At 62.9% G+C, this 19059-nt stretch carries 15 protein-coding genes and 1 tRNA gene; 6 read left to right on the top strand and 10 right to left on the bottom strand.

Translation table 11 applies throughout. The features are described 5' to 3' along the window. Positions 1-42 precede the first annotated feature (42 nt). Positions 43-1272, top strand: a complete 1230-nt coding sequence (locus tag GGD63_RS25775; protein ID WP_183245958.1) for an ABC transporter substrate-binding protein — start codon at positions 43-45, stop codon at positions 1270-1272. 19 nt (positions 1273-1291) lie between these two features. Here the strand turns inward: GGD63_RS25775 and GGD63_RS25770 are convergent, their stop codons facing one another. Beyond that, complete coding sequence (locus GGD63_RS25770; RefSeq protein WP_183245957.1) at positions 1292-2257, bottom strand: TAXI family TRAP transporter solute-binding subunit; 966 nt, start codon at positions 2255-2257, stop codon at positions 1292-1294. A 107-nt stretch (positions 2258-2364) separates the two neighbouring features. On the opposite strand from GGD63_RS25770, the gene GGD63_RS25765 reads away from it, so the two are divergent. The 4 genes from GGD63_RS25765 (at position 2365) to GGD63_RS25750 (ending at position 8129) form a co-directional block, all read left to right on the top strand. Then, entirely contained in the window at positions 2365-3339 is a 975-nt protein-coding gene (locus GGD63_RS25765) for a tripartite tricarboxylate transporter substrate binding protein (protein ID WP_183245956.1), read from the top strand. Positions 3340-3788: 449 nt separating this feature from the next. Beyond that, positions 3789-3864 (top strand) — tRNA-Ile (locus GGD63_RS25760). 386 nt (positions 3865-4250) lie between these two features. Further along, a complete protein-coding gene (locus GGD63_RS25755; RefSeq protein WP_183245955.1) occupies positions 4251-4664 on the top strand; it encodes a hypothetical protein in 414 nt (137 codons plus the stop codon). Between the two features lie 3 nt (positions 4665-4667). After that, positions 4668-8129, top strand: coding sequence for a DUF4132 domain-containing protein (locus tag GGD63_RS25750; RefSeq protein ID WP_183245954.1), 3462 nt, complete (start codon positions 4668-4670; stop codon positions 8127-8129). 283 nt (positions 8130-8412) lie between these two features. Here GGD63_RS25750 and GGD63_RS25745 read toward each other — a convergent pair whose 3' ends face one another. Then, on the bottom strand, positions 8413-9531 hold the full coding sequence (locus GGD63_RS25745; RefSeq protein WP_183246043.1) for a hypothetical protein: 1119 nt from the start codon (positions 9529-9531) through the stop codon (positions 8413-8415). 183 nt (positions 9532-9714) lie between these two features. On the opposite strand from GGD63_RS25745, the gene GGD63_RS25740 reads away from it, so the two are divergent. Then, positions 9715-9936 (top strand): hypothetical protein, encoded by a 222-nt coding sequence (locus GGD63_RS25740; RefSeq protein ID WP_183245953.1) that lies wholly within the window; start codon positions 9715-9717, stop codon positions 9934-9936. Between the two features lie 220 nt (positions 9937-10156). On the opposite strand, the gene GGD63_RS25735 is transcribed toward GGD63_RS25740, so the two are convergent. The 8 genes from GGD63_RS25735 to GGD63_RS25700 all read right to left on the bottom strand — a co-directional run bounded on the left by GGD63_RS25735 (position 10157) and on the right by GGD63_RS25700 (position 18962). Beyond that, positions 10157-10507, bottom strand: coding sequence for a hypothetical protein (locus GGD63_RS25735; protein WP_183245952.1), 351 nt, complete (start codon positions 10505-10507; stop codon positions 10157-10159). Positions 10508-10596: 89 nt separating this feature from the next. Then, positions 10597-10971, bottom strand: a complete 375-nt coding sequence (locus GGD63_RS25730) for a hypothetical protein (RefSeq protein ID WP_183245951.1) — start codon at positions 10969-10971, stop codon at positions 10597-10599. A gap of 63 nt (positions 10972-11034) precedes the next feature. Next, a complete protein-coding gene (locus GGD63_RS25725; protein WP_183245950.1) occupies positions 11035-11394 on the bottom strand; it encodes a hypothetical protein in 360 nt (119 codons plus the stop codon). 156 nt (positions 11395-11550) lie between these two features. Next, complete coding sequence (locus GGD63_RS25720) at positions 11551-11751, bottom strand: hypothetical protein (protein ID WP_183245949.1); 201 nt, start codon at positions 11749-11751, stop codon at positions 11551-11553. A gap of 153 nt (positions 11752-11904) precedes the next feature. Then, a complete protein-coding gene (locus GGD63_RS25715; RefSeq protein ID WP_183245948.1) occupies positions 11905-14352 on the bottom strand; it encodes an arylsulfatase in 2448 nt (815 codons plus the stop codon). Positions 14353-14725: 373 nt separating this feature from the next. After that, positions 14726-15580, bottom strand: a complete 855-nt coding sequence (locus GGD63_RS25710; protein WP_183245947.1) for a L,D-transpeptidase — start codon at positions 15578-15580, stop codon at positions 14726-14728. A 161-nt stretch (positions 15581-15741) separates the two neighbouring features. After that, entirely contained in the window at positions 15742-17052 is a 1311-nt protein-coding gene (locus tag GGD63_RS25705) for an HlyD family type I secretion periplasmic adaptor subunit (protein WP_183245946.1), read from the bottom strand. After that, positions 17049-18962 (bottom strand): type I secretion system permease/ATPase, encoded by a 1914-nt coding sequence (locus GGD63_RS25700; RefSeq protein WP_183246042.1) that lies wholly within the window; start codon positions 18960-18962, stop codon positions 17049-17051. The genes GGD63_RS25705 and GGD63_RS25700 overlap by 4 nt, the downstream gene beginning before the upstream one ends. Positions 18963-19059 lie beyond the last annotated feature (97 nt).

Here is a 19059-nt window from a genome sequence, read left to right as displayed (position 1 = left end):
AAAGCAACACCGGCCAACGCGCCGGGTCAGGGGAGGACAAGCGTGAATCCAGCGAGATTTGGACTGCCGGTCGCGGCCGGCTTTGCAGCGACGTTCTTGACGGCGGCCCTGCTGCCGGGCGCCGCCATCGCGCAGGTGTCCGACAACGTCGTCAAGATCGGCGTGCTCACCGACATGAACGGCCCGGCCTCCGCGCCGACTGGCCAGGGCTCGGTGACGGCGGCGCAGATGGCGATCGACGATTTCGGCGGCACCGTGCTCGGCAAGCCGATCAGCATCGTGATCGGCGACCATCAGCTCAAGGCCGACATCGGCGGCACGATCGCGCGGCGCTGGTATGACGTCGACCAGGTCGATCTGATCGTCGACGTGCCGGTCTCGGCGGTCGGGCTCGCGGTGCAGAACGTCGCCAACGAGAAGAAGCGGCTGTTCATCACCCACTCGACCGGCACCGCCGATTTCCACGGCAAATTCTGCTCGCCCTACGCGATCCAGTGGGTGTTCGACACCCGCGCGCTCGCGGTCGGCACCGCCGATGCCGTGGTCAAGCGCGGCGGCAACAGCTGGTTCTTCATCACCGACGACTACGCCTTCGGCCACTCCCTCGAACGCGACGCGTCCAGCGTCGTCACCGCCAATGGCGGCAAGGTGCTGGGTTCGGTGCGGCCGCCGCTGGCAACGCCTGATCTCTCCTCCTTCGTGCTGCAGGCGCAGGCCTCCAAGGCCAAGATCATCGGCATTGCCGCAGGTCCCCCCAACAACATGAACGAGATCAAGACCGGCTCGGAGTTCGGCGTGTTCAAGGGCGGCCAGCAGATGGCGGCGCTGCTGGCGCTGATCACCGACATCCACGGCCTCGGCCTGCAGGCCGCGCAAGGCCTGCTGTTGACCACCTCGTTCTACTGGGACATGGACGACAAGACCCGCGAATGGTCGAAGCGCTATTTCGCCAAGATGAACAAGATGCCGTCGATGTGGCAGGCCGGCGTCTATTCCAGCGTGATGCACTATCTCAACGCCATCAAGGAGACCGGCACCGACGACCCGCTCAAGGTGGCGGCAAAGATGCGCGAGAAGCCGATCGAGGATTTCTTCGCCCGCAACGGCAAACTGCGTGAGGACAATCTGATGGTGCACGACCTCTGGCTGGTGCAGGTGAAGACGCCGGAGGAGAGCAAATATCCGTGGGACTATTACAAGATCCTCACGACCATCTCCGGCGACAAGGCGTTCGGCCCGCCGGACCCGGCGTGTGCGATGGTGAAGAAGTGACGATCGCTTAAAGCGATCGTCACTTCACCACCCCGATCTCGCGGAAATACTTCATCACACCCGGATGGATCAGCTCCGGCTTCGGCGCGGCTGCGACGGTGTTCGCGGCCGTGGTCTCGCAGGCCTGCGCGAGCTTCTTGCAGAACGTCGCCTCATTGCCGTGCAGCGTCCTGGCAAGGCGATAGGCCATATCGTCAGGCAGATCCTCGCGCGTCAGCACAAAGCTCCACGAGCCGAGCGAGGCGATCGGCTCGGGCTGCTTCGGGTAGCTGCCGGCCGGCACGGTGAGCGGCTTCAGGAACGCATGCTTGGCGCGGATGCGCGCGATCTCTTCCGCACTGGGTGCGATGAAGCGCGCACCCGATGCGCTGGAGGCTACTGCGGCAAAGCCGGGCCAGCCGATGCCGGCGCCCCACAGCGCGGCGACGCGGCTGTCCTGGACCATCGCGGGGCCGTCGCCGGCGCGGTCGAGATAGACGGCCTTGAAGTCCTCGTCCTGCTTGAGGCCGAGACCATCGAGCACGTAGCGCGCCAGGATCGGCAGGCCCGAGCCTTTGGCGCCGAACGCGACGGGCCGGCCGACGAGATCGGCAATCGTCCTGTAGGGACTGTCGGCGCGCACCACGAACATGCCGGGATTGGAATAGATCGCCGTGAGAATCTTCAAGCGTACGGGCGCGCGGCCGATGCCGGCGAAGGCCTCATAGGCCGGCTCGCCCGCGACCAGCGCGAGATCGAGTTCGCCCTTCTCCAGCAGCGGAATGTTCTCGTTGCTGCCCTTGGTGTTGCGCGGGGCGATGGTGATGACCGGATCGGCCGCGTTCATCACCTCCGCGAAGGCGTTGCCATAGAGCGGGAATCCGCCGCCGGGTGTCGCGGTGCCCAAGCTGAGTGTCGTGGTGGGAATGGCGTTGCCTCCGGTTTGGGCGGCGGCGGGGCTGGCGAACAGCGCCGCCGCAAGAAGGATGGGGAAAGCGAATCTCATGGTCATTCCCGGCGGGCCTGCGTCAACACCGACTTGCGGCGATGTAGGCAGCCGCGCATTTTTGTGAAAGCATGCAGCCCAACGACAATAGAACAATGGGAGGCGTCATGTTGCGAATTTTGCGTAACGGTTTGTTTGGGCTCGCAGTTCTCTTAGGTCTTTTCAGCACCACTCCTCCCGCCGCCGCCGGCTACCCCGACCGCCCCGTGCACTGGCTGATCGGCTTCTCCGCCGGCGGCCCGGTCGACATCGTGGCGCGGATCATGGCGCAGGCGCTCTCGGATCGCCTCGGACAGCAGTTCATCGTCGAGAACCGCACCGGCTCGGGCGGCAACATCGCGGCTGCGGCTGCGATCAATTCGCCGGCCGACGGCTACACGCTGCTGTTCGTCGCGCCCAACAACGCGATCTCGACCTCGCTCTACAAGAAGCTGCCGTTCGACTTCCTGCGCGACACCGTGCCGGTCGCGAGCATCATGCAGCTCACCAACATGCTGGTGGTCTCCAACGGAATGCCGACGAAGACCGTTCAGGAGTTCATCGACTACTGCAAGGCCAATCCCGGAAAGATCTCCTTCGCCTCGTCCGGCAACGGCACCTCGGTGCACATGTCGGCGGAGCTGTTCAAGGTGATGACCAAGTGCGACATGGTGCACGTGCCCTATCGTGGCTCGGCGATCGCATTCCCCGACATCATCTCCAACAAGGTGCAGCTGATCTTCGACAATCTGCCGTCCGCGCTGGAGCAGGTGAAGGGCGGCAATGTCCGCGCCTTAGGGGTGACCTCGCCGCAGCGCTGGCCGAGCGTGCCCGACGTGCCCGCGATCGCCGAGACCGTGCCGGGCTTCGAATCGGTCGGCTTCTACGGCATCTCCGTGCCGAAGGGCACCCCGAGCGAGGTGATCGAGATCCTCAACAAGGCCGTCGGCGATGCGCTGAAGGACCCGAAGGTGATCGCCCGCCTCGCCGAGACCGGCGGCATCCCGAGGCCAATGACGCCCGCCGACTTCGGCAAGCTGGTCACCGACGAGACCGAGAAATGGCGCAAGGTGGTGGAGTTCGCGGGGGTGTCGGTGGACTAAAGCGCGATGAGATTTGGATGAATCGTCATCGCGCTTTAGGTTGTTGTTTACGCATGATCTTTCCGGAAAACCGCTTCGCACTTTTCCGGATCATGCTTTAGTGGCGGCTCGGCGGCGGGGCTTGGCGCGCGCCGGCAGGACGTTTGAGAGGGCCGACAGGTCCTCTCAAACCAAGAGTAGCGAAAACAACCCCATGCACAGTAGAAGAGCCCAGCAATTACAGTGGGTTACGGAAACGAGCCGGCAAGCCGCCACTCGGGCGGTTTGACCCGTCGGGCAAAACTGGTCTATAAGGGCATCATCGCCAATTTCGGGTATTCAAAAATGGTCGGCGGATGCCGCGCTGGCGTCTCCATCCGCCGGTGCCAGCATTGCACCCCCGCCTCCATCCCTGTAAACGAACCGCGCACCGTTGCCGGCCGCGCATTTCCCGCGGCCGTCCCGCGGCGGGGCCTGTAGCTCAATGGTTAGAGCCGGCCGCTCATAACGGTCTGGTTGCAGGTTCGAGTCCTGCCGGGCCCACCACGCTTCGCCCTGCGGGCTACGCGTGGCGCAGCCACGCGGAGAACCTGGGGCGAAGCGTGGTGTCCGGCGTAGCTGGAGCGCAGCGGAAGCGAAGACGGACTACTGCAGCGAGCTCGGCGAAGCAGGCCAACGCCACACGAAGGCTACCGCCCTGGAGCTGACGGTGCGGCGATCAGACTGCGGATCGTCCTGAGCGGTGTCACGATCCGACGGTGCAACAAAGATATCGTTAACCCCTCACGCGCGTATGGCCACTGCATGTGACGCGGCAGGTCGCTGATATTCCCCGTTGAAAGCTGCAATTTAACGCGTTTAAATTGAACAGATCATAAGGGTTTTCTGGTGAGATGATCCCTCTTGCGTCCCGCAGCATGACAGGCAAAGCAATGCTCCTGACAGATGAAATCGGCGGAAAAATCTATTCGGTCGGCGAGATGCGCTCGCACAAGCCGGTCATCAGTGTGCGCGAACTGATCGCCGCGCGGGTGGACCTCGAACTCGAAGCCCATCGTGACCGCGAGGCCGATGTTCGCAGCCGGGCAATGCCGGACGTATCGAGCCGCGAACTGGAGCTAAACGGCGCGGACAAGGCATTGCGCCCGAGCATTTTCCATGCGTGCCGCGTTGGAGAGGCTGTTGCCCGCGACCGGCTGATCGAAGCCGCCGAGCAAGGTTTCCTCCGCAACCGCTTCTTCATCCTGCTGGACGACCGTCAGGCCGAGCATCTGGACGACGAACTCGAGCTCGACAAGACCGGAAAGGTCACGTTTCTCCAGCTCACTCCACTTCAGGGGGGCTGAGCCATGCTCGATCGCCTGCTACGTGGACTGGTTGGTGACAAGCCGGTCGAATTCGGGCGCCGCATCATGTCAGCGGTTACGGGACCGGAGCTCACGCCCCTGGCCGAACGGGTCCTCGATCACTACAAGCACACGGTGCTGGACCCGATACATTTCCACGCAGCGACGCGATCGTTCACGGAAGAACTGCTCCGGAATACTGATCCGGTCGATCTGGTCGCGAGCCTGGTCATTTCGCTTCCGGTGGCGCACGCCACCGCAGCGCGTGCCGACGGCACGCGCAGCTATCAGCTCTGGAACGGCTATCAGTGGACCATGTGCCATAGCATGGACCAACTTGAGACAATGCCCGTTCAGGACTGGCGCCTCTCGGACCAGCAGATATCGGCGGCGCTCACTTCCTACCAGCAGGTCATACTGGCCGATCCACACCAGGGTTTGGCGAGAACTTCTTTCCTCGCAGGGATCATGAGACGCGCGGCGAGCGGCGGCCCGGTGCTGCGCGCCGCGCTGATCGCCTTCCTCGATGCCACTTTGCAAGGCCAGAAACTCGGCGCATCACAGTTTCGCAAGTTGGTTGAGGAAAATCTGCCCGCGCTCGGCGTTGCGAGGGAGGAAATCCCGACCCTCGCCCTGTGGGCAGTGAAAAGCCGTGAGGTCCAGCTCCGGCGAGATCTGTTGGTTGCTGACGCTGGTCCACTGCTCGGCCCGGTGCTCGAGCACGTGTTGGATGGCGGAAAAGACCTCTATCACAGCCGTTCCCATCAGTCCCAAGCCCTGCAGAACTTGTTCGGCGCGGATGCGCGAGCCAGGGGCAAGGCATTTTCACATCTGCTGGATATCATCGTCACGTCCAGCGGCTACAACAACCTGCAGGCTCTCGCGCGGCACAATGGATTCTTCTCCCATGAACTCGAGCCGCCGGCACGCACGATACCGTGGCTCGATACGCTGGCGATCGAGATGTCCAAGAGCAAAATGGAGTTGGCCGATCCCGATCGGGATCACGCACGGTTGATATTCCTGCTCACGTGCAAGGAGCATTATCGCACCGAGACTAGCCGGCTCATCCTCAAACAGCTGCTCAAGACCGCGCAGGCCCATCCCGGCGGGCAAACCGCGCAGGCGCTGAAACAGCTAATCGGGCACAGCGCTTATGTGGTCTGGGCTGCCGATGTGCGGGAAGTTCTCCGCGACGGTGCGCACCATGCCGGGAGCGATCCCGAAAAGGCTGCCAACCTTCCCCCGATCGAACTGCCTGATTTCCGTTCCGGCGACTACACGGAATTGCGGAAGCTGGAGGAGCATTTCGGCAGCCTGCTCGAGCCGCGCCTCTATGACCGGGTACACAGCGACTATCTCGAAGGCCTGGCAAGGCTCAGCTACGCGATCGAGGCCGTACCCGAAGGCGATGGACGCGTCGGGGAAGTCGGCCGCCTGATCGGCGCCGCCGGGCTGCACTTCAATGCCTCCTTTTTGCGGGACCGGACATCGACCTATGTCCCGATGGTCACATTATTCATCGAGCGAGGGCGTATGTTGCACGAGCTGCGCGGCGCGTTCCGGCCATTGGTCGAAAGCCAGCCCGATGCAACCCAGAAGCTGGCGAGTCTTACGCACCAGATCGAGAAGCGCTCAGCGCCATCAGCGAAATGGCAGCAGGATGTCCGCGTGATCTGGGAGACGCTGCCCCAGGAGACACGGCTCGACCATCTGCGGCGCATTGTTGAGGTTGCGAGCCCCTTTATCGGGCATTTTGGTGTGACAGGCGAGGCCTATCTGCGCACCATGATCTACGCCTCGGCCTCGCTGCCCGCCGCCGACGTTGGCCCGATGCTCACCGACTTTGCGCTGAAGCAATGCTATGTGACGCGCGAGGGAATTGGAATGCGCTCGGAGAAGCTCGGAAACGCCTGCCTCTGGGTGCTGGCCGAATTGCCTGATGGCGCCGGGGTGCCCTATCTCGCCCGCATCCTCGCGCGGGTGAAATATCCGAAGGTCAAGTCGAAGATCGACACCAAGCTCAACGAAGCCGCGCACAAGGCGGGCATCGGCCGCGCCGAACTCGACGAAATCTCGGTGCCGACCCATGGGCTCGGTCGCGACGGCACGCGCCACGTTGCATTCGAGCAAGGGAAAGCGGTGTTTCGCGTGGCACGCAATTCCGCAAAGCTCGAATGGTTCGATGACGCGGGCAAGCAGTTGAAATCACCTTCGAAGGCCATGAAGGACGAGAAGGGCCTGTTCAAGGAGGTTCAGGCCGACCTCAAGGAACTCAATGCGGACTTGGCGATACAGCCGCAGCGGCTCCAGCATTTCTATCTGCAGCCTCGCGCCTGGCCGGCCGACATCTGGCGGTCGCGCTACCTCGATCATCCCTTGATGCGCGGCTTTGCGCGCAAGCTTGTCTGGTGGATCGACGGGCCGGATGGCCAAAGCGCGGCAGCGCTACCCGACGATGCGGGAGAGTCGTTGCTCGACGTCGCCGGCAACCGGGTCTCGCTGGACGGCGCGACGGTGCGACTGTGGCACCCGATGGATGCCGAGGTCGCTGCGGTCGAGGCCTGGCGCGACCGGCTGGAGGCGTTGCAGGTAACCCAGTCCTTCGCGCAGGTCTGGCGCGAGGTCTACGCGCTGACCGATGCCGAACGCGCTACCGGAACCTATAGCAATCGCTGGGCAGCGCATATTCTCAAGCAGCACCAGGCCATGACGCTCGCGCGGCTCAATGGATGGCGCGTGACGCATCGTATGTGGGTCGATGCCGCGAATGACGAACCATGGCATCTGGTCATTCCGGCCTACAATCTCGTGGCCGACTACTGGGTGAAAGGTGCGGGCGGCGATGATCCCCAAGTGTCGGGTAGCGCCGCATACGCCTATGTTTCGACGGACCGCGTCCAATTCCACCGCGTGCACGAAGGCGCCGGCGACAGTGCGAATGGCCCGCGCCGGGGAGATCCGGTGGCTCTGACCGAGATACCGCCGGTCGTCTTTTCGGAAATCATGCGCCACGCCGATCTCTTCACGGCGGTGGCATCAATTGCGGCGGATCCCGATTGGCTCGACCGCGGCCGCGATGCCGATCATCCCAACCAGTGGGCCCGCCATGCCCAGGACTACTGGCTCCAGACCAACACGGCAACGCTGGTCGAGTCCGGCAAGAGACGTCGCGCCATGCTTGAGCGGATCGTGCCGCGCCTCAAGATCGCGCCGCTACTGAAACTCGAGGATCGCTATCTGGTCGTGCGGGGCACCTGGCACGAATACGAAATTCATCTCGGTTCGGGCGCCTGCTCGCGCGGCGGCAGGCACATCTGCATCGTTCCCAAGAGCTCTGCGGAAGGCGACAGGATCTGGTTGCCATTCGAGGGCGACCGCACGTTGTCAATCATCATCTCCAAGGCGCTGCTGCTCGCCGCCGACGATAAGATCACCGATCCCGTGATCCTGCGCCAGCTATAGGCAGCAGTCACACTTGCTTATTTGATGGTCGAAGCTTGTTCGGCCCTGACTTGCGCACGAACACTTTCGACCAGCCACTCAGCGCACCAGTTTCGCACCAGAAACAACTTGATCAGAGCCCGACCAAGACCATCGAACGCAACCGAAACCGCAGAAAAATCAATAAGGCTGATCGTTATCCTGCAGCTCATAACGGTCTGGTTGCAGGTTCGAGTCCTGCATCCAGGCTACCGACAGGTCTATTCCGCTGTCTGGGCCTCGTTGCGGTGACACCACGTCACCGTCATTCAAGCTTGTCCAACCGCTCAATGAACCTGCCCTTCTTCTCGTGACGCGCCCGGATCGCGCCGACGCGACCATTGAAATCACCCTGGCTTCCCTCCTCTACGGCGAGCGCGCGAAGATCGGAAAGAAGGCCTATCGCAAGGTCATACCCCGCTGGGTTGCGGCGTTCGATCCCTTGCTCGATCTCGCGCCAGACGCCGTCACCGCGCTGCTTGAGGGCTTTCAACCGCTCACGACGTGCCTTTTCGGCTTCCGCAGCCCGATGGCGTGCTTCCTTCTCACGCCGCTCGGCGTCGGCACGCTCGCGTGCGTTTCTGATCTCCTGTGCTCGCATTCGCAATGTGCCGGCCGTGCGGTGTCCTCTCGGTACCGGGCTTTTCTTGCGAAGTCTGCTCCTGAGCTCCGCACCCACATAGGAGTCGCCGTCAACAATGCGCAGAAGGAGCTCGATCTTCTCGCGCTCGGGAATGGCCGCCAACGCTTTTCGCAGATTGCCCTCGGATATTCCCGGATCATCTGCACCCGATTCCGCGGCCGCCTGCACAAGGTCGGAATCGATGCAGAAAAATTCCGCAAAGCCGTCGAGCGGGCCGGTCAACGGAGCTATGCCGGGCAGCGGCTCGACGTCATCATCCGAAATCAATTCGTCCTGCACCGCTGTCAGCCAAAGCAAATAAAACAGGCGAAAGTCTCCTGAGAGTATATCGGTTCGCAACGGCGCGAGCGCAGCGAGCCGACCGGAGCCGTCCTCATCCCATTCATCGTAGCCTCCCTCCTCGTGACGCTGAATATCGACGATCAGGTTATCGTCGGAGATCCATACCTCGGCCCAATCGATCTCGCGGAGAAAGGGTTTCAGCTCCGCCTGGTTCACAAAGCGCTTGGGCACCTTGATCATGAGACGCCGCGTGCCCCAATTCGCGAGATAGAGATGAAGGTCGAACCAGCGTTCCATGAACTTGCGTGGGTCACCTTTGAGATCACCCCATTCGTAATGATTGATGAAGCTTGTAGCTGTGATCCGCGCCCGCGAAGAAATCGATCGCAGGGCCTCCTGCGCAGCCTGGTCGAGAGGTCGATCGATCGCTTGAAATTCGTAGTACTGATATTCGCTCATGCGCGAGGCCCATTCTTCGGGAACACGGTAGACAGAAAGCATGCCGTTCGACCGCCCGCGGCAGTCATACACCTGCACGCGACGGCTAAAATCGTCTGGAAAATCCGCCGTTGGATGATCTTCTTTCAGATATTTCAGTTAACGGCAACGAGACTTATATTAGGGCTTGGTAAGGACGGCCCAATGACCACCCACATAATGCAATTTGTCGAACTCTCGGACCAGGACCGCAAGGCGGCCAAGGCCTTCGACAAGCTCGGCAAGGGCGATCGGGTTGAGGTGCTAGTCCGCCGCAAGTCCGGCGAGGATCACGCCGTCAGGCTGCCGCCTAAGGCCGCGGCGCTGCTCTCGGCCACTGGCGAAACCAACCCTGCATTGGAGCGCGCGCTTGAGCGGCTGGCGTAGATTCCTTGGTCGACGCGCTGATCAACGATCCGCAATATCTCGCCTTGTTGTCGCCAGAGACCACGGGGCGTGTGGAACTGCAACGATTGGGACAAGGCCGCGCATTATCTCAAACTCAGATGTCCGGAAGGCGAGATCGAGTTCATCGTCAGCGGCGCAATTTCTGCTCTCGATCCCGTTGAGCAGGAAATCGACCTGTCTCTTGCAGAAGCTGCGGCGCTTACCGGCGCCGGGGCGGTGGGGGCGGGAGCGGCGCCAAATCGCGCTGCCAGATCGTGCCACTATCGAACTGAATGAGCATGCCATCCGGCGAATAGACCGCACTCTGATTGAATGCGTCGATCCAGATCCGGTTTGCGGGCCAGTACCAGTCCGGCCAGGCGCGGGATGGCTGCCCTGCTTCCGTCACGAGATTAATTTCAGTTCCGTTCTGGGTAATGTGAGCCGGGAGATTTCCCCGGCACATCTGAACGCATTTGTAGATGCCGGTGAGATTGATCGATTGAGCCGACAGAACGGTCGGCGCAAACGCCAAAGCCATTGCGGCGATGCCAAGCGGAATGCGTCTCATACAATCGCTCCTTCTTTCAAATGATCAGGTGTGCCACAATCGACAGGCTGCCAAGCAGAGCGAGCCACGCTTTCGACGCGAGAGGCGGATCACTGTGAATTTCGAGTCCTGCTTGCTCCCCTCAGCCGCGTCGCGGTCGAGGGTGACTTCGCCCACCCTGCCATCTGGATGCAGGTGAGAAGGTCGACATAACTCTGGCTTCCTCCGGCTATGGCTTCCCCTTCGCAGCTGTTGCGGACAGGACCGGGAGTGTCGCCCCAAATCGTGGAGAGCTGTTGCTGCGCGTCCGACTCGTCGCGCATGCAGTCCGCAAAGCTCTGAGGAAGCGCAAGCCCCATTGCCTTGTCATCAGCTGTGGTCGCCTTGCACGTCGCCTCTACCTTCAATTCGGGGACGCGATCGGAGACGGGCATCACGAACAATTGCGTTCCGAGGAGCGCTGCAGATAATGCTGCGATCGTCATCTTGACCTCCTTAATAACGCTCTATCAAACCAATAACCTTGCAATGCCATTACAGAGATTGCCTCAGAATTGGCCAGGCTGAGCCGGAGGAGCAGGCCAATCGAATCTCAAATTGTTCCTGTTGCTGCGATCAAATAAGTCTTGTCTGCACACAAAGCTGCTGCCGCAGCTCGTCGCTCGAGGCGGAGCCTGGCGAACATCGACGACCGTCACGACTTTTGCGCGCGGCGTCTTGGCAAACGCGGCCGTCGTCAACACCGCTTCCAGGGCGAAAAGGACCGCAAGCGGGCACATCATCCTCATGGGACGGTGTGCCTTCGGCAGACGCAGCCTGGAGGACGTGCTGTCCCGGGCAAATGCCGTGTCCGCAATGGCCGCGGCGGCAGAGGTGAGGATGAAGACGCGTGATGCAGCGAGAGACATGCAAATCTCCGGCACTCGGTGAACGTCAGGTCTAACGAGACATGGTGTTGCGGGATCGGCCTTGATCCAGATCAAGCTGGCCCCGGCGTTCCTCCATCGCGTGCATCTCGCATCGCGACGGTGCCAAGGTATGCCAGACCGTCGCGCCGGGTGGTGCTACGTCGAGCGCGAATGGCCGCCTTGCGAAAAAGGAAGCTCGAACGAGTGATTGATCCCGTTCGCCGCGACTTCTCTGACCAGAAGCCTTGCGAAATAGGCCCTCAACAGGCGGTCGAAAGTCGACTGTGCTTCGCTAACGTCATCGCGGCCCTCAATGCGTAGGTCTTCGGCAACACCACCCGATACCTGTTGCGCCATGACCTGCCTCCTCGAAGCAGATGCCCCTTTTCCCTTGTCGCCAGTAGGGAGGAAGCCGGGACGGATCGGCTTGATCCATCGCAACCGCCTTGCGACTTTTTTGAAACGCGAAGGCAAGTCTAACGCCGCGCCGCGAGACGAATTACTGGATCGTCAATTCTTGCCCACCGTCTGCATCTCCGGTTCGAGCTTGACGGTCAGCCTGTCGATCTTGCCGGTAAAGTTGAATGGAGGATCGTAGCGATACTCCACCAGCGCGATGCCGGTGCGGGTGTCCTGCCCGACGTCGAAGCTCTCGTCCTCGGGCAGTGTGACCGGGATGGTGTGCTCCAGCGAATTCCGCGCCACTTCCTTGCCGTCTACCGACAGGATGCCGGTGCCGCCCTTGCCGAGGCCCGGACCGTCGGACTTGAAGTCGAAGACGATGGTGTGCTTGCCGGCTGTCAATTCCGGCCCCTCCCAGGCCGTTCGCTTGAGGTCGAGCAGGTTGTACAAAAACACCGCCTTGCCGCGACCAATTCCGAACTCGCCTTTGCTCAGGAAGAGGGCATAACCGCCGAAGCGCCCACCGTGGGTCACGATCATGCCTTCAGCGCCCCCTTCGGGGATGCTGACCTCAGCAGTGATCGTGTAGCCCTTGTTCAGGATATCGGGCGCGGCGCTGGCCGGTGTGCCGATCAACTCACCCGAATAGGTGAAGGTCGTCCGCCCTGCCGTGAGACTCGGGCGCGGGGTATTCCAGCGCGTGAGCGTCGAGTTGTCGAGCGGCAGCACATTGTACTTCTTCGCTTCGGAGTAGAACAGATCCTTCATCTGCTTGAGCTTGTCCGGCATCTTGGCGGCAAGGTCATTGGACTGCGTCGGGTCGTCCTGGACGTTGTACAGTTCCCAATTGTAGCCGGTGATGACATCAGGTGCCGGCTTGGCGCTTAGCTCCCACGGAATCGTCGCCGGAGTGGTGGCTGCGACCCATCCATCCTGATAGATGGCGCGATTGCCGAGCATCTCGAAATATTGCGTGGTGTGCCGCGTGGGCGCATTGGCGTTCGCCTTGTCCCACGTGTACATCATGCTGACGCCTTCGATGGGACTCTGCTTGATTCCGTTGATCGTGTCGGGTTGTTGAATGCCGGTCGCCTCGAGGATCGTCGGTACGACGTCGATGACGTGAGAGAACTGGCGGCGGATGCTGCCCAGATCCGTGATATGGCCGGGCCAGGACATGACCATGCCCTGGGCGGTCCCGCCGAAGTGCGACGGCACCTGCTTCACCCATTTGAAGGGCGTATCCATCGTCCACGCCCAGCCTGCCGCGTAATGCGGGAAGGTCCGTTCCGATCCCCAGAACGGGTACCAGAGGAACTGATCCTTGACCGGCACGGAGACGCCGTTGAAGCTGGTGAACTCGTTCGGCGTGCCGTTGAGCATGCCTTCAGCGCTCGCGCCGTTGTCGCCACCGATGTAGATGATCAGGGTGTTGTCGAGTTGACCCAGGTCCTCGACCGCCTGGATGACCCGGCCGATCTCGTGATCAGCGTAGGCGAGATAGGCCCCGTAGATGTCCGCCTGCTTGATGAAGAGCTTCTTCTCGTCCCAGCTCAGCGAGTCCCATTCCGGCAGGTCCTTCGGCCATGGCGTGAGCTTGGCATTCTCAGGCATGATGCCGAGCCGCTTCTGGTTGGCGAAGATGGTCTCGCGCACCTTGTTCCAGCCCTCATCGAACAGGTGCATGTCGCTGATCTTCTTGATCCACTCGGGCGTCGGATGATGCGGCGCGTGGGTGGCGCCCGGCACGTAATAGACGAAGAACGGCTTGTCGGGCGCGACCTCCTTGAGCTGTTTCATGTACTGGATCGCCTCGTCGGCCATTGCCGTCTCGAGATTCCAGCCGGGATTGTTGAGGAAGGGATAAATGGCCGTCGTGTTGCGGTACAGGTTCGGCTGCCACTGGCTCGCATCGCCACCCACGAAGCCGTAGAAATGATCAAAACCCATTCCATTCGGCCATTGATCGAACGGGCCGGCCTGACTCGACTGGTAGGACGGCGTGTTGTGGTCCTTGCCGAACCACGAGGTCGCGTAGCCATTCGCCTTCAGGATCGTACCAATGGTGCCTTTCTCGATCGGGATGATGGAGTCGTAACCCGGGAAGCCTGTTGCGATTTCGCCGACCACCCCATAGCCAACCGAGTGATGGTTGCGCCCGGTGATCAGAGCGGCCCGCGTCGGCGAGCACAGCGACGTAGAATGAAAGTTGGTGTATCGCAACCCCGCCTTGGCGATGCGATCCATCGATGGCGTGGGGATGACGCCGCCGAAGGTACTGGGCGCCCCAAAGCCCTGGTCATCCGTCATGATCAGCAGCACGTTAGGCGCGCCTTTCGGTGGCACGATCCGCGGCGCCCACCACGAACTCGACTCCGACGCCTTTTCCTTGATCACGCCGCCAAACTTTGGCGGCGGCGACGGAAGTTGCTGGCCGGTGATGGTGGTCGTGGCACCAGGGGAGCCCGGAGTGCCTGTCACCTGTTGCGCAGCTACCGGAGTCCAGCCGAAGGCCAATACGAATGCGCCTGCAAATGCACTGCGAGGGATTCCCATTGCGAGCACTCCCGTTCAACAAGCAAGGCGCGCAAACCTTGACAGTGCCAAGGACCAGCAGATTGATTTGAATCAACGGCTGCGGAGCATGATACCGGACCCGCCCCTTGGCGCGACGAACACATCGGACTTCCCGTCAGTGAAGCCTTGCATACACCTTCTCGGCCGCGACGAGCCCCGAGCGCTTAGCGCGCTTCCTGTAGATGCGAGCGACACCGAATATTTCTACGGACGTCCGCACGCTGTAGCCGTCCGTCGGCGCGGTTGACGTCGTGCTCGACGATGACGACCTGGAGCCCGCGCAGCAGTCATAAAAGCGACGACTTGAATTGCCTCCCTGTCCTCAGTTGCGGACCGGGAACGGAGTGCTGAGTTACTGGACCTCGGCGATCTTCGGTCCGGATGACGGCATCTGCGCGTTGGTCGCCGAGGGCCGGCTCGGCGGCAATGCCGGGTCCGGCGATCGGAAAGCGGCGTCGGGCGGCGCTCCCTGGGATGGTCGGCGGGCAGCGGTTGCCGGAAGCACGATCACTTTCGCTCCGACTTTCACCCGCTCATAGAGGTCCACGACGTCCTCATTGGTCAGCCGGATACAGCCGGACGAAACCCGCTTCCCGATTGTATCGGGCTTGTTGGTGCCGTGAATCCTGTATTCGGTTTCGCCCAGATACATCGCCCGAGCGCCGAGCGGGTTGCCGGGACCGCCTGCCATGAACCGCGGCAGATAAGGCTGACGCGAGACCATCTCCGCAGGCGGGCGCCAATCCGGCCATTCTGCTTTACGGGCCACGGTCTGCTCACCGGACCATGCGAAACCTTCGCGGCCGACACCAATGCCGTAGCGCATCGCTTGCCTGTCGTTCAGAACGAAATAAAGGAATGTGTTTCCGGTATCGATGATCACGGTGCCCGGCGTCTGGTGGCTGGCGTAGTCAACCACCTGCCGGACAAATGTTCCGGGACCGTCAGCGGCTTTTGGTGGTTCGACCACAGGCGCCGGAGCCGGAATCGGAGCCGGAGCTGACGCATGAGCCGGAGTCGACACGTAAACCGGAGTTGACGACGCCATGGCTTGGGACGCGGACGACTTCCTTGCCGGTTGCACGCCCGCCGGGCGAGACAGCAAACCGTAGCCCAATGCGGCGACGGCCACGGCGCCAATTGCAACTCTCCCGACCATTGGGAGTGCGAGCGTCTTTGCCTTTCCACGTTTGGCCCGCTTACTCATATCTCTCCCCGGATCACCATGCCCGGAAGAGATACCCAGCAAAATTTAAGAAACTTCGAAGCGATTTCGCTCAGGCTGGAACCGTTGGTGGTGGTTAACGCCGGACGTGGACGACGCGCGCATGCCGCCGTCGGGGACGATGGACATGATCGGCTCGCCGGCTAGCGTTCGCGCCAGGCGCGCATCAACTGATCGGAGAGCGGCTTGACCAGGTACGACATCACCGTGCGCTGACCGGTCTGGATGAAGGCTTCGACCGGCATGCCGGCGATCAGCTTCAGCTCGCCCAGGCGTGCGATCTCCGCTTCGGGAACGGCGATGCGGGCGACGTAGAAGCTCGCCGTGCTTTTCTGGTCGACTGCGACGTCGGCAGAGACATTGCTCACCTCGCCGTTGAGTTGAGGCGTGGTGCGCTGATTGAAGGCCGTGAAGCGCAGCAGCACCGGCTGGCCGACCGACAGACGATCGATCTCATGCGGGGGAATCCGCACCTCGACGACGAGCGCATCGTGGGCGGGGACGATGAGCATGATCTGCTCGCCGGGGCTGATGACGCCGCCGATGGTGTGCAGCGCCAGCTGATGCACGGTGCCGTCCTGCGGCGCTCGAATATCGATGCGCTTGAGCTGATCCTCGGCGGCCACGCGCTTCTCGACCAGCTCCGAGGTCTTGGCGCGAATCTCGGCGAGATCCTTTCCGACCTCGCTGCGCAGATCCTGATCGATCTGCATGATTTGCAGCGTGGTCTCGGTGATCCGGCCCCTGGCTTCGGCAATGGCGGCGACCAACGCGCCGCGTTCGCCATGCAGGCGCGCCGCGTCGCGCTCGAGCGTCGTCAGGCGCGTGATCTGGACCAGATTCTTTCGCCACAGGTCGCGCACGCCCAGAAGCTCCTGGTCGATGAAGGTGGTCTCGCGGTCTTTCGCCTGGATCTGCTCGTCGAGCCCGCGGATCTGCTCTTGAAGCTGACCGATGCGCTCGTTGAGCTGCGCCTGCTTGCCGGCGCGGGCGGCGCGGCGCAACTCGAACAGCTTGCGCTCGCCAACGATCAACCGATCGACATCCGGATCGCCGGCACGCGCAGTGAGGTCGGCGGGAAAGTCGAGCCAATCCTGACCGTCGCGCTCCGCCTCGAGCCGCGCCCGGCGCGCCACCTGCTCGTCAAGACTCTTGACGACGATCAGGAGATTGGCCCGCGTCACCGTCTCGTCGAGGCGCACGATCACGTCGCCGGCCTTCACCCGGGCGCCCTCGCGAACGTTGAGTTCACCGACCACGCCGCCGGTCGGATGCTGCACCTTCTTGATGTAGCTGTCGACCACCAGCGTGCCGGAGCCGACGACGGCGCCGGCCAATTCCGTGGTCGCCGCCCAGCCGCCGGCGCCGCCGGCAAGAATGACGACTCCCACAAGGCCGGCGCGCAGGTGCTGGCGGATCGCGTGCGGGACCTGGTTCACCGGCTCGCGGTTCAAGAGTTTGCTCCCTCGGCTACGACCTTAAGCGGCACTGCCGGCCGCGGCTGCATCATCTTGGCCAGCAGCGTGTCCTTGGGTCCGAACGCCTGCACGCGCCCCTCGGCCATCACGATCAATTGGTCCACGCCGGCGAGCGCGCTGGTGCGATGCGCGACGACGATGACGATGCCGCCTCGCGCACGCACGCCGAGAATGGCTTGCGTCAGGGCCTGGTCGCCCTCGGCGTCGAGATTGGAGTTGGGCTCGTCGAGCACCACCAGGAAGGGATCGCGATAAAGCGCACGGGCGAGCGCGATGCGCTGCCGCTGCCCGGCGGAGAGCGCCGCGCCGCCTTCGCCGATCGGGGTGTCGTAGCCTTTCGGCAATCGCAGCACCATCTCGTGCACGCCGGCCGCCCGCGCGGCGGCGATCGTCGCCTCGGCATCGGGGGCGGGCTCAAAGCGGTTGATATTCTGCGCCACCGTGCCCGCGAACAGCTCGACGTCCTGCGGCAAATAGCCGATATGGCGGCCGAGCGCCTCGGAGCTCCATTGGTCGAGCGCGGCGCCGTCCAGCCGCACCTTGCCGCGTGCCGCTCCCCACACGCCGACGACGGCACGCACCAGCGACGACTTGCCCGATGCGCTCGGGCCGACGATGCCGCCCCCCTGCCCCGGGTTCAACGCAAAGGATGCTTCCTGGACCACGACGGTCTGTTCGCCAGGCGGCACCACGGAGACGGCCTCGACCGCGAGCGCCCTGCACGGCGGCGGCAACGGCGTCTTCTCCTCCTCGGCCGGGAGTTGCGCCCATTGCTGCTGCAGACGTTTCCAGCTCTGCCGGGCCGCGATCAGGCCTTTCCAGTGGGCGATGGTGAGTTCGACCGGCGCGAGCGCGCGGGAGGTGAGGATGGCGCCGGCGATGATGATCCCGGCACTGGCCTCCTGCTGAATGACCAGATAGCCGCCGACTCCCAACACCGCCGATTGCAGCACCATGCGCAGCACCTTGGAGGCGGAGCCGAAGCCGCCGGCGATATCGGCGGCGCGCCGCTGGGTGGTCATGTAGATGTCGTTGGCCTCCGACCAGCGCGCGGCAAGGCGTCCGCGCATGCCCATGGCCTGCAGAACCTCGGCGTTTCGGCGACTGGCCTCGGCGAGTGCATTGCGCTGTGCAATCTGGCCGGTGGCTTCCTTGGTGCGCGCACGCGTCAGCCGATCGGTGAGAATGGTCAGGGACACGAGCAGCACCGAGCCGACCGACGCAGTGAGCCCGAGCAGCGGATGAAACAGGAAGCAGATCGTGAGGTAGAACGGAATCCACGGCAGGTCGAACAGCGCGGTCGGGCCGAGCCCGGAGAGATAGCTGCGCACCTGGTCGAGGTCGCGCATCGGCTGCAGCCCGTCGCCGCTTGCGCGCGCACGCAGCGGCCAGCGCGCGACGATGTCGTAGGCGCGTGCCGAGAATGCGCGGTCGAGCCACTCGCCGATGCGGACAAGGATGCGCCCGCGCAGAATGTCGAGGAATGCCTGGAACACGTAGAGGGCGCCGACCAGCGCGGCGAGGCCGATCAGTGTCGGCACGCTGTGGCTCGGCACCACGCGGTCGTAGACTTCCAGCATGAAGAACGAGCCGGTCAGGTACAGTACGTTCAGCATGGCGGTGATCAGGCCGAGCCCGACCAGCACGCCGCGGCAGGCCTGAAGCGGCGAGGCAAGGTCGCGTACGGGCGGTGACCCGTCGTGATCGCCACCGGGCGCAACGCGCGCTCGCCGGCGTCGCGCCAGGCCGAAGCGAACGAGAATGATCGCCGCCCCAATGAACGGCGCCGCCCGTAGGGCGAAGTCGCGCGGCCCGTCGAGAACCGGGCCGAGCCAGACTCGCGCGTCGGCAGCGATTTGAGCGCAGCACTGTGAAAGAATGTCCAGCACGGGCAATGATTCCGAGATTGTTTCAACTCCGGGGGCTTTGGTCCGGCGGCGCTGCTCCTCTGCTTAAGGATGCGCCGCCGGCCGGTTCGCCGCT

Origin of the sequence: Bradyrhizobium sp. cir1, assembly GCF_014198245.1 — a bacterium.
In the GTDB taxonomy this organism is placed as follows: Bacteria; Pseudomonadota; Alphaproteobacteria; order Rhizobiales; family Xanthobacteraceae; genus Bradyrhizobium.
The sequence above is the reverse complement of the archived record's forward strand: the minus strand, read 5'-3'. Positions and strand labels throughout refer to the sequence as shown.

Bases quoted from the DNA above. Each gene is read 5' to 3' on its own strand.
- GGD63_RS25720 (WP_183245949.1), bottom strand. From the start codon at position 11,751: ATGGCGCAACAGGTATCGGGTGGTGTTGCCGAAGACCTACGCATTGAG.
- GGD63_RS25730 (WP_183245951.1), bottom strand. From the start codon at position 10,971: ATGACGATCGCAGCATTATCTGCAGCGCTCCTCGGAACGCAATTGTTC.
- GGD63_RS25710 (WP_183245947.1), bottom strand. From the start codon at position 15,580: ATGAGTAAGCGGGCCAAACGTGGAAAGGCAAAGACGCTCGCACTCCCA.
- GGD63_RS25770 (WP_183245957.1), bottom strand. From the start codon at position 2,257: ATGAGATTCGCTTTCCCCATCCTTCTTGCGGCGGCGCTGTTCGCCAGC.
- GGD63_RS25715 (WP_183245948.1), bottom strand. From the start codon at position 14,352: ATGGGAATCCCTCGCAGTGCATTTGCAGGCGCATTCGTATTGGCCTTC.
- GGD63_RS25725 (WP_183245950.1), bottom strand. From the start codon at position 11,394: ATGTCTCTCGCTGCATCACGCGTCTTCATCCTCACCTCTGCCGCCGCG.
- GGD63_RS25755 (WP_183245955.1), top strand. From the start codon at position 4,251: ATGCTCCTGACAGATGAAATCGGCGGAAAAATCTATTCGGTCGGCGAG.
- GGD63_RS25750 (WP_183245954.1), top strand. From the start codon at position 4,668: ATGCTCGATCGCCTGCTACGTGGACTGGTTGGTGACAAGCCGGTCGAA.
- GGD63_RS25740 (WP_183245953.1), top strand. From the start codon at position 9,715: ATGACCACCCACATAATGCAATTTGTCGAACTCTCGGACCAGGACCGC.
- GGD63_RS25745 (WP_183246043.1), bottom strand. From the start codon at position 9,531: ATGAGCGAATATCAGTACTACGAATTTCAAGCGATCGATCGACCTCTC.
- GGD63_RS25765 (WP_183245956.1), top strand. From the start codon at position 2,365: ATGTTGCGAATTTTGCGTAACGGTTTGTTTGGGCTCGCAGTTCTCTTA.
- GGD63_RS25735 (WP_183245952.1), bottom strand. From the start codon at position 10,507: ATGAGACGCATTCCGCTTGGCATCGCCGCAATGGCTTTGGCGTTTGCG.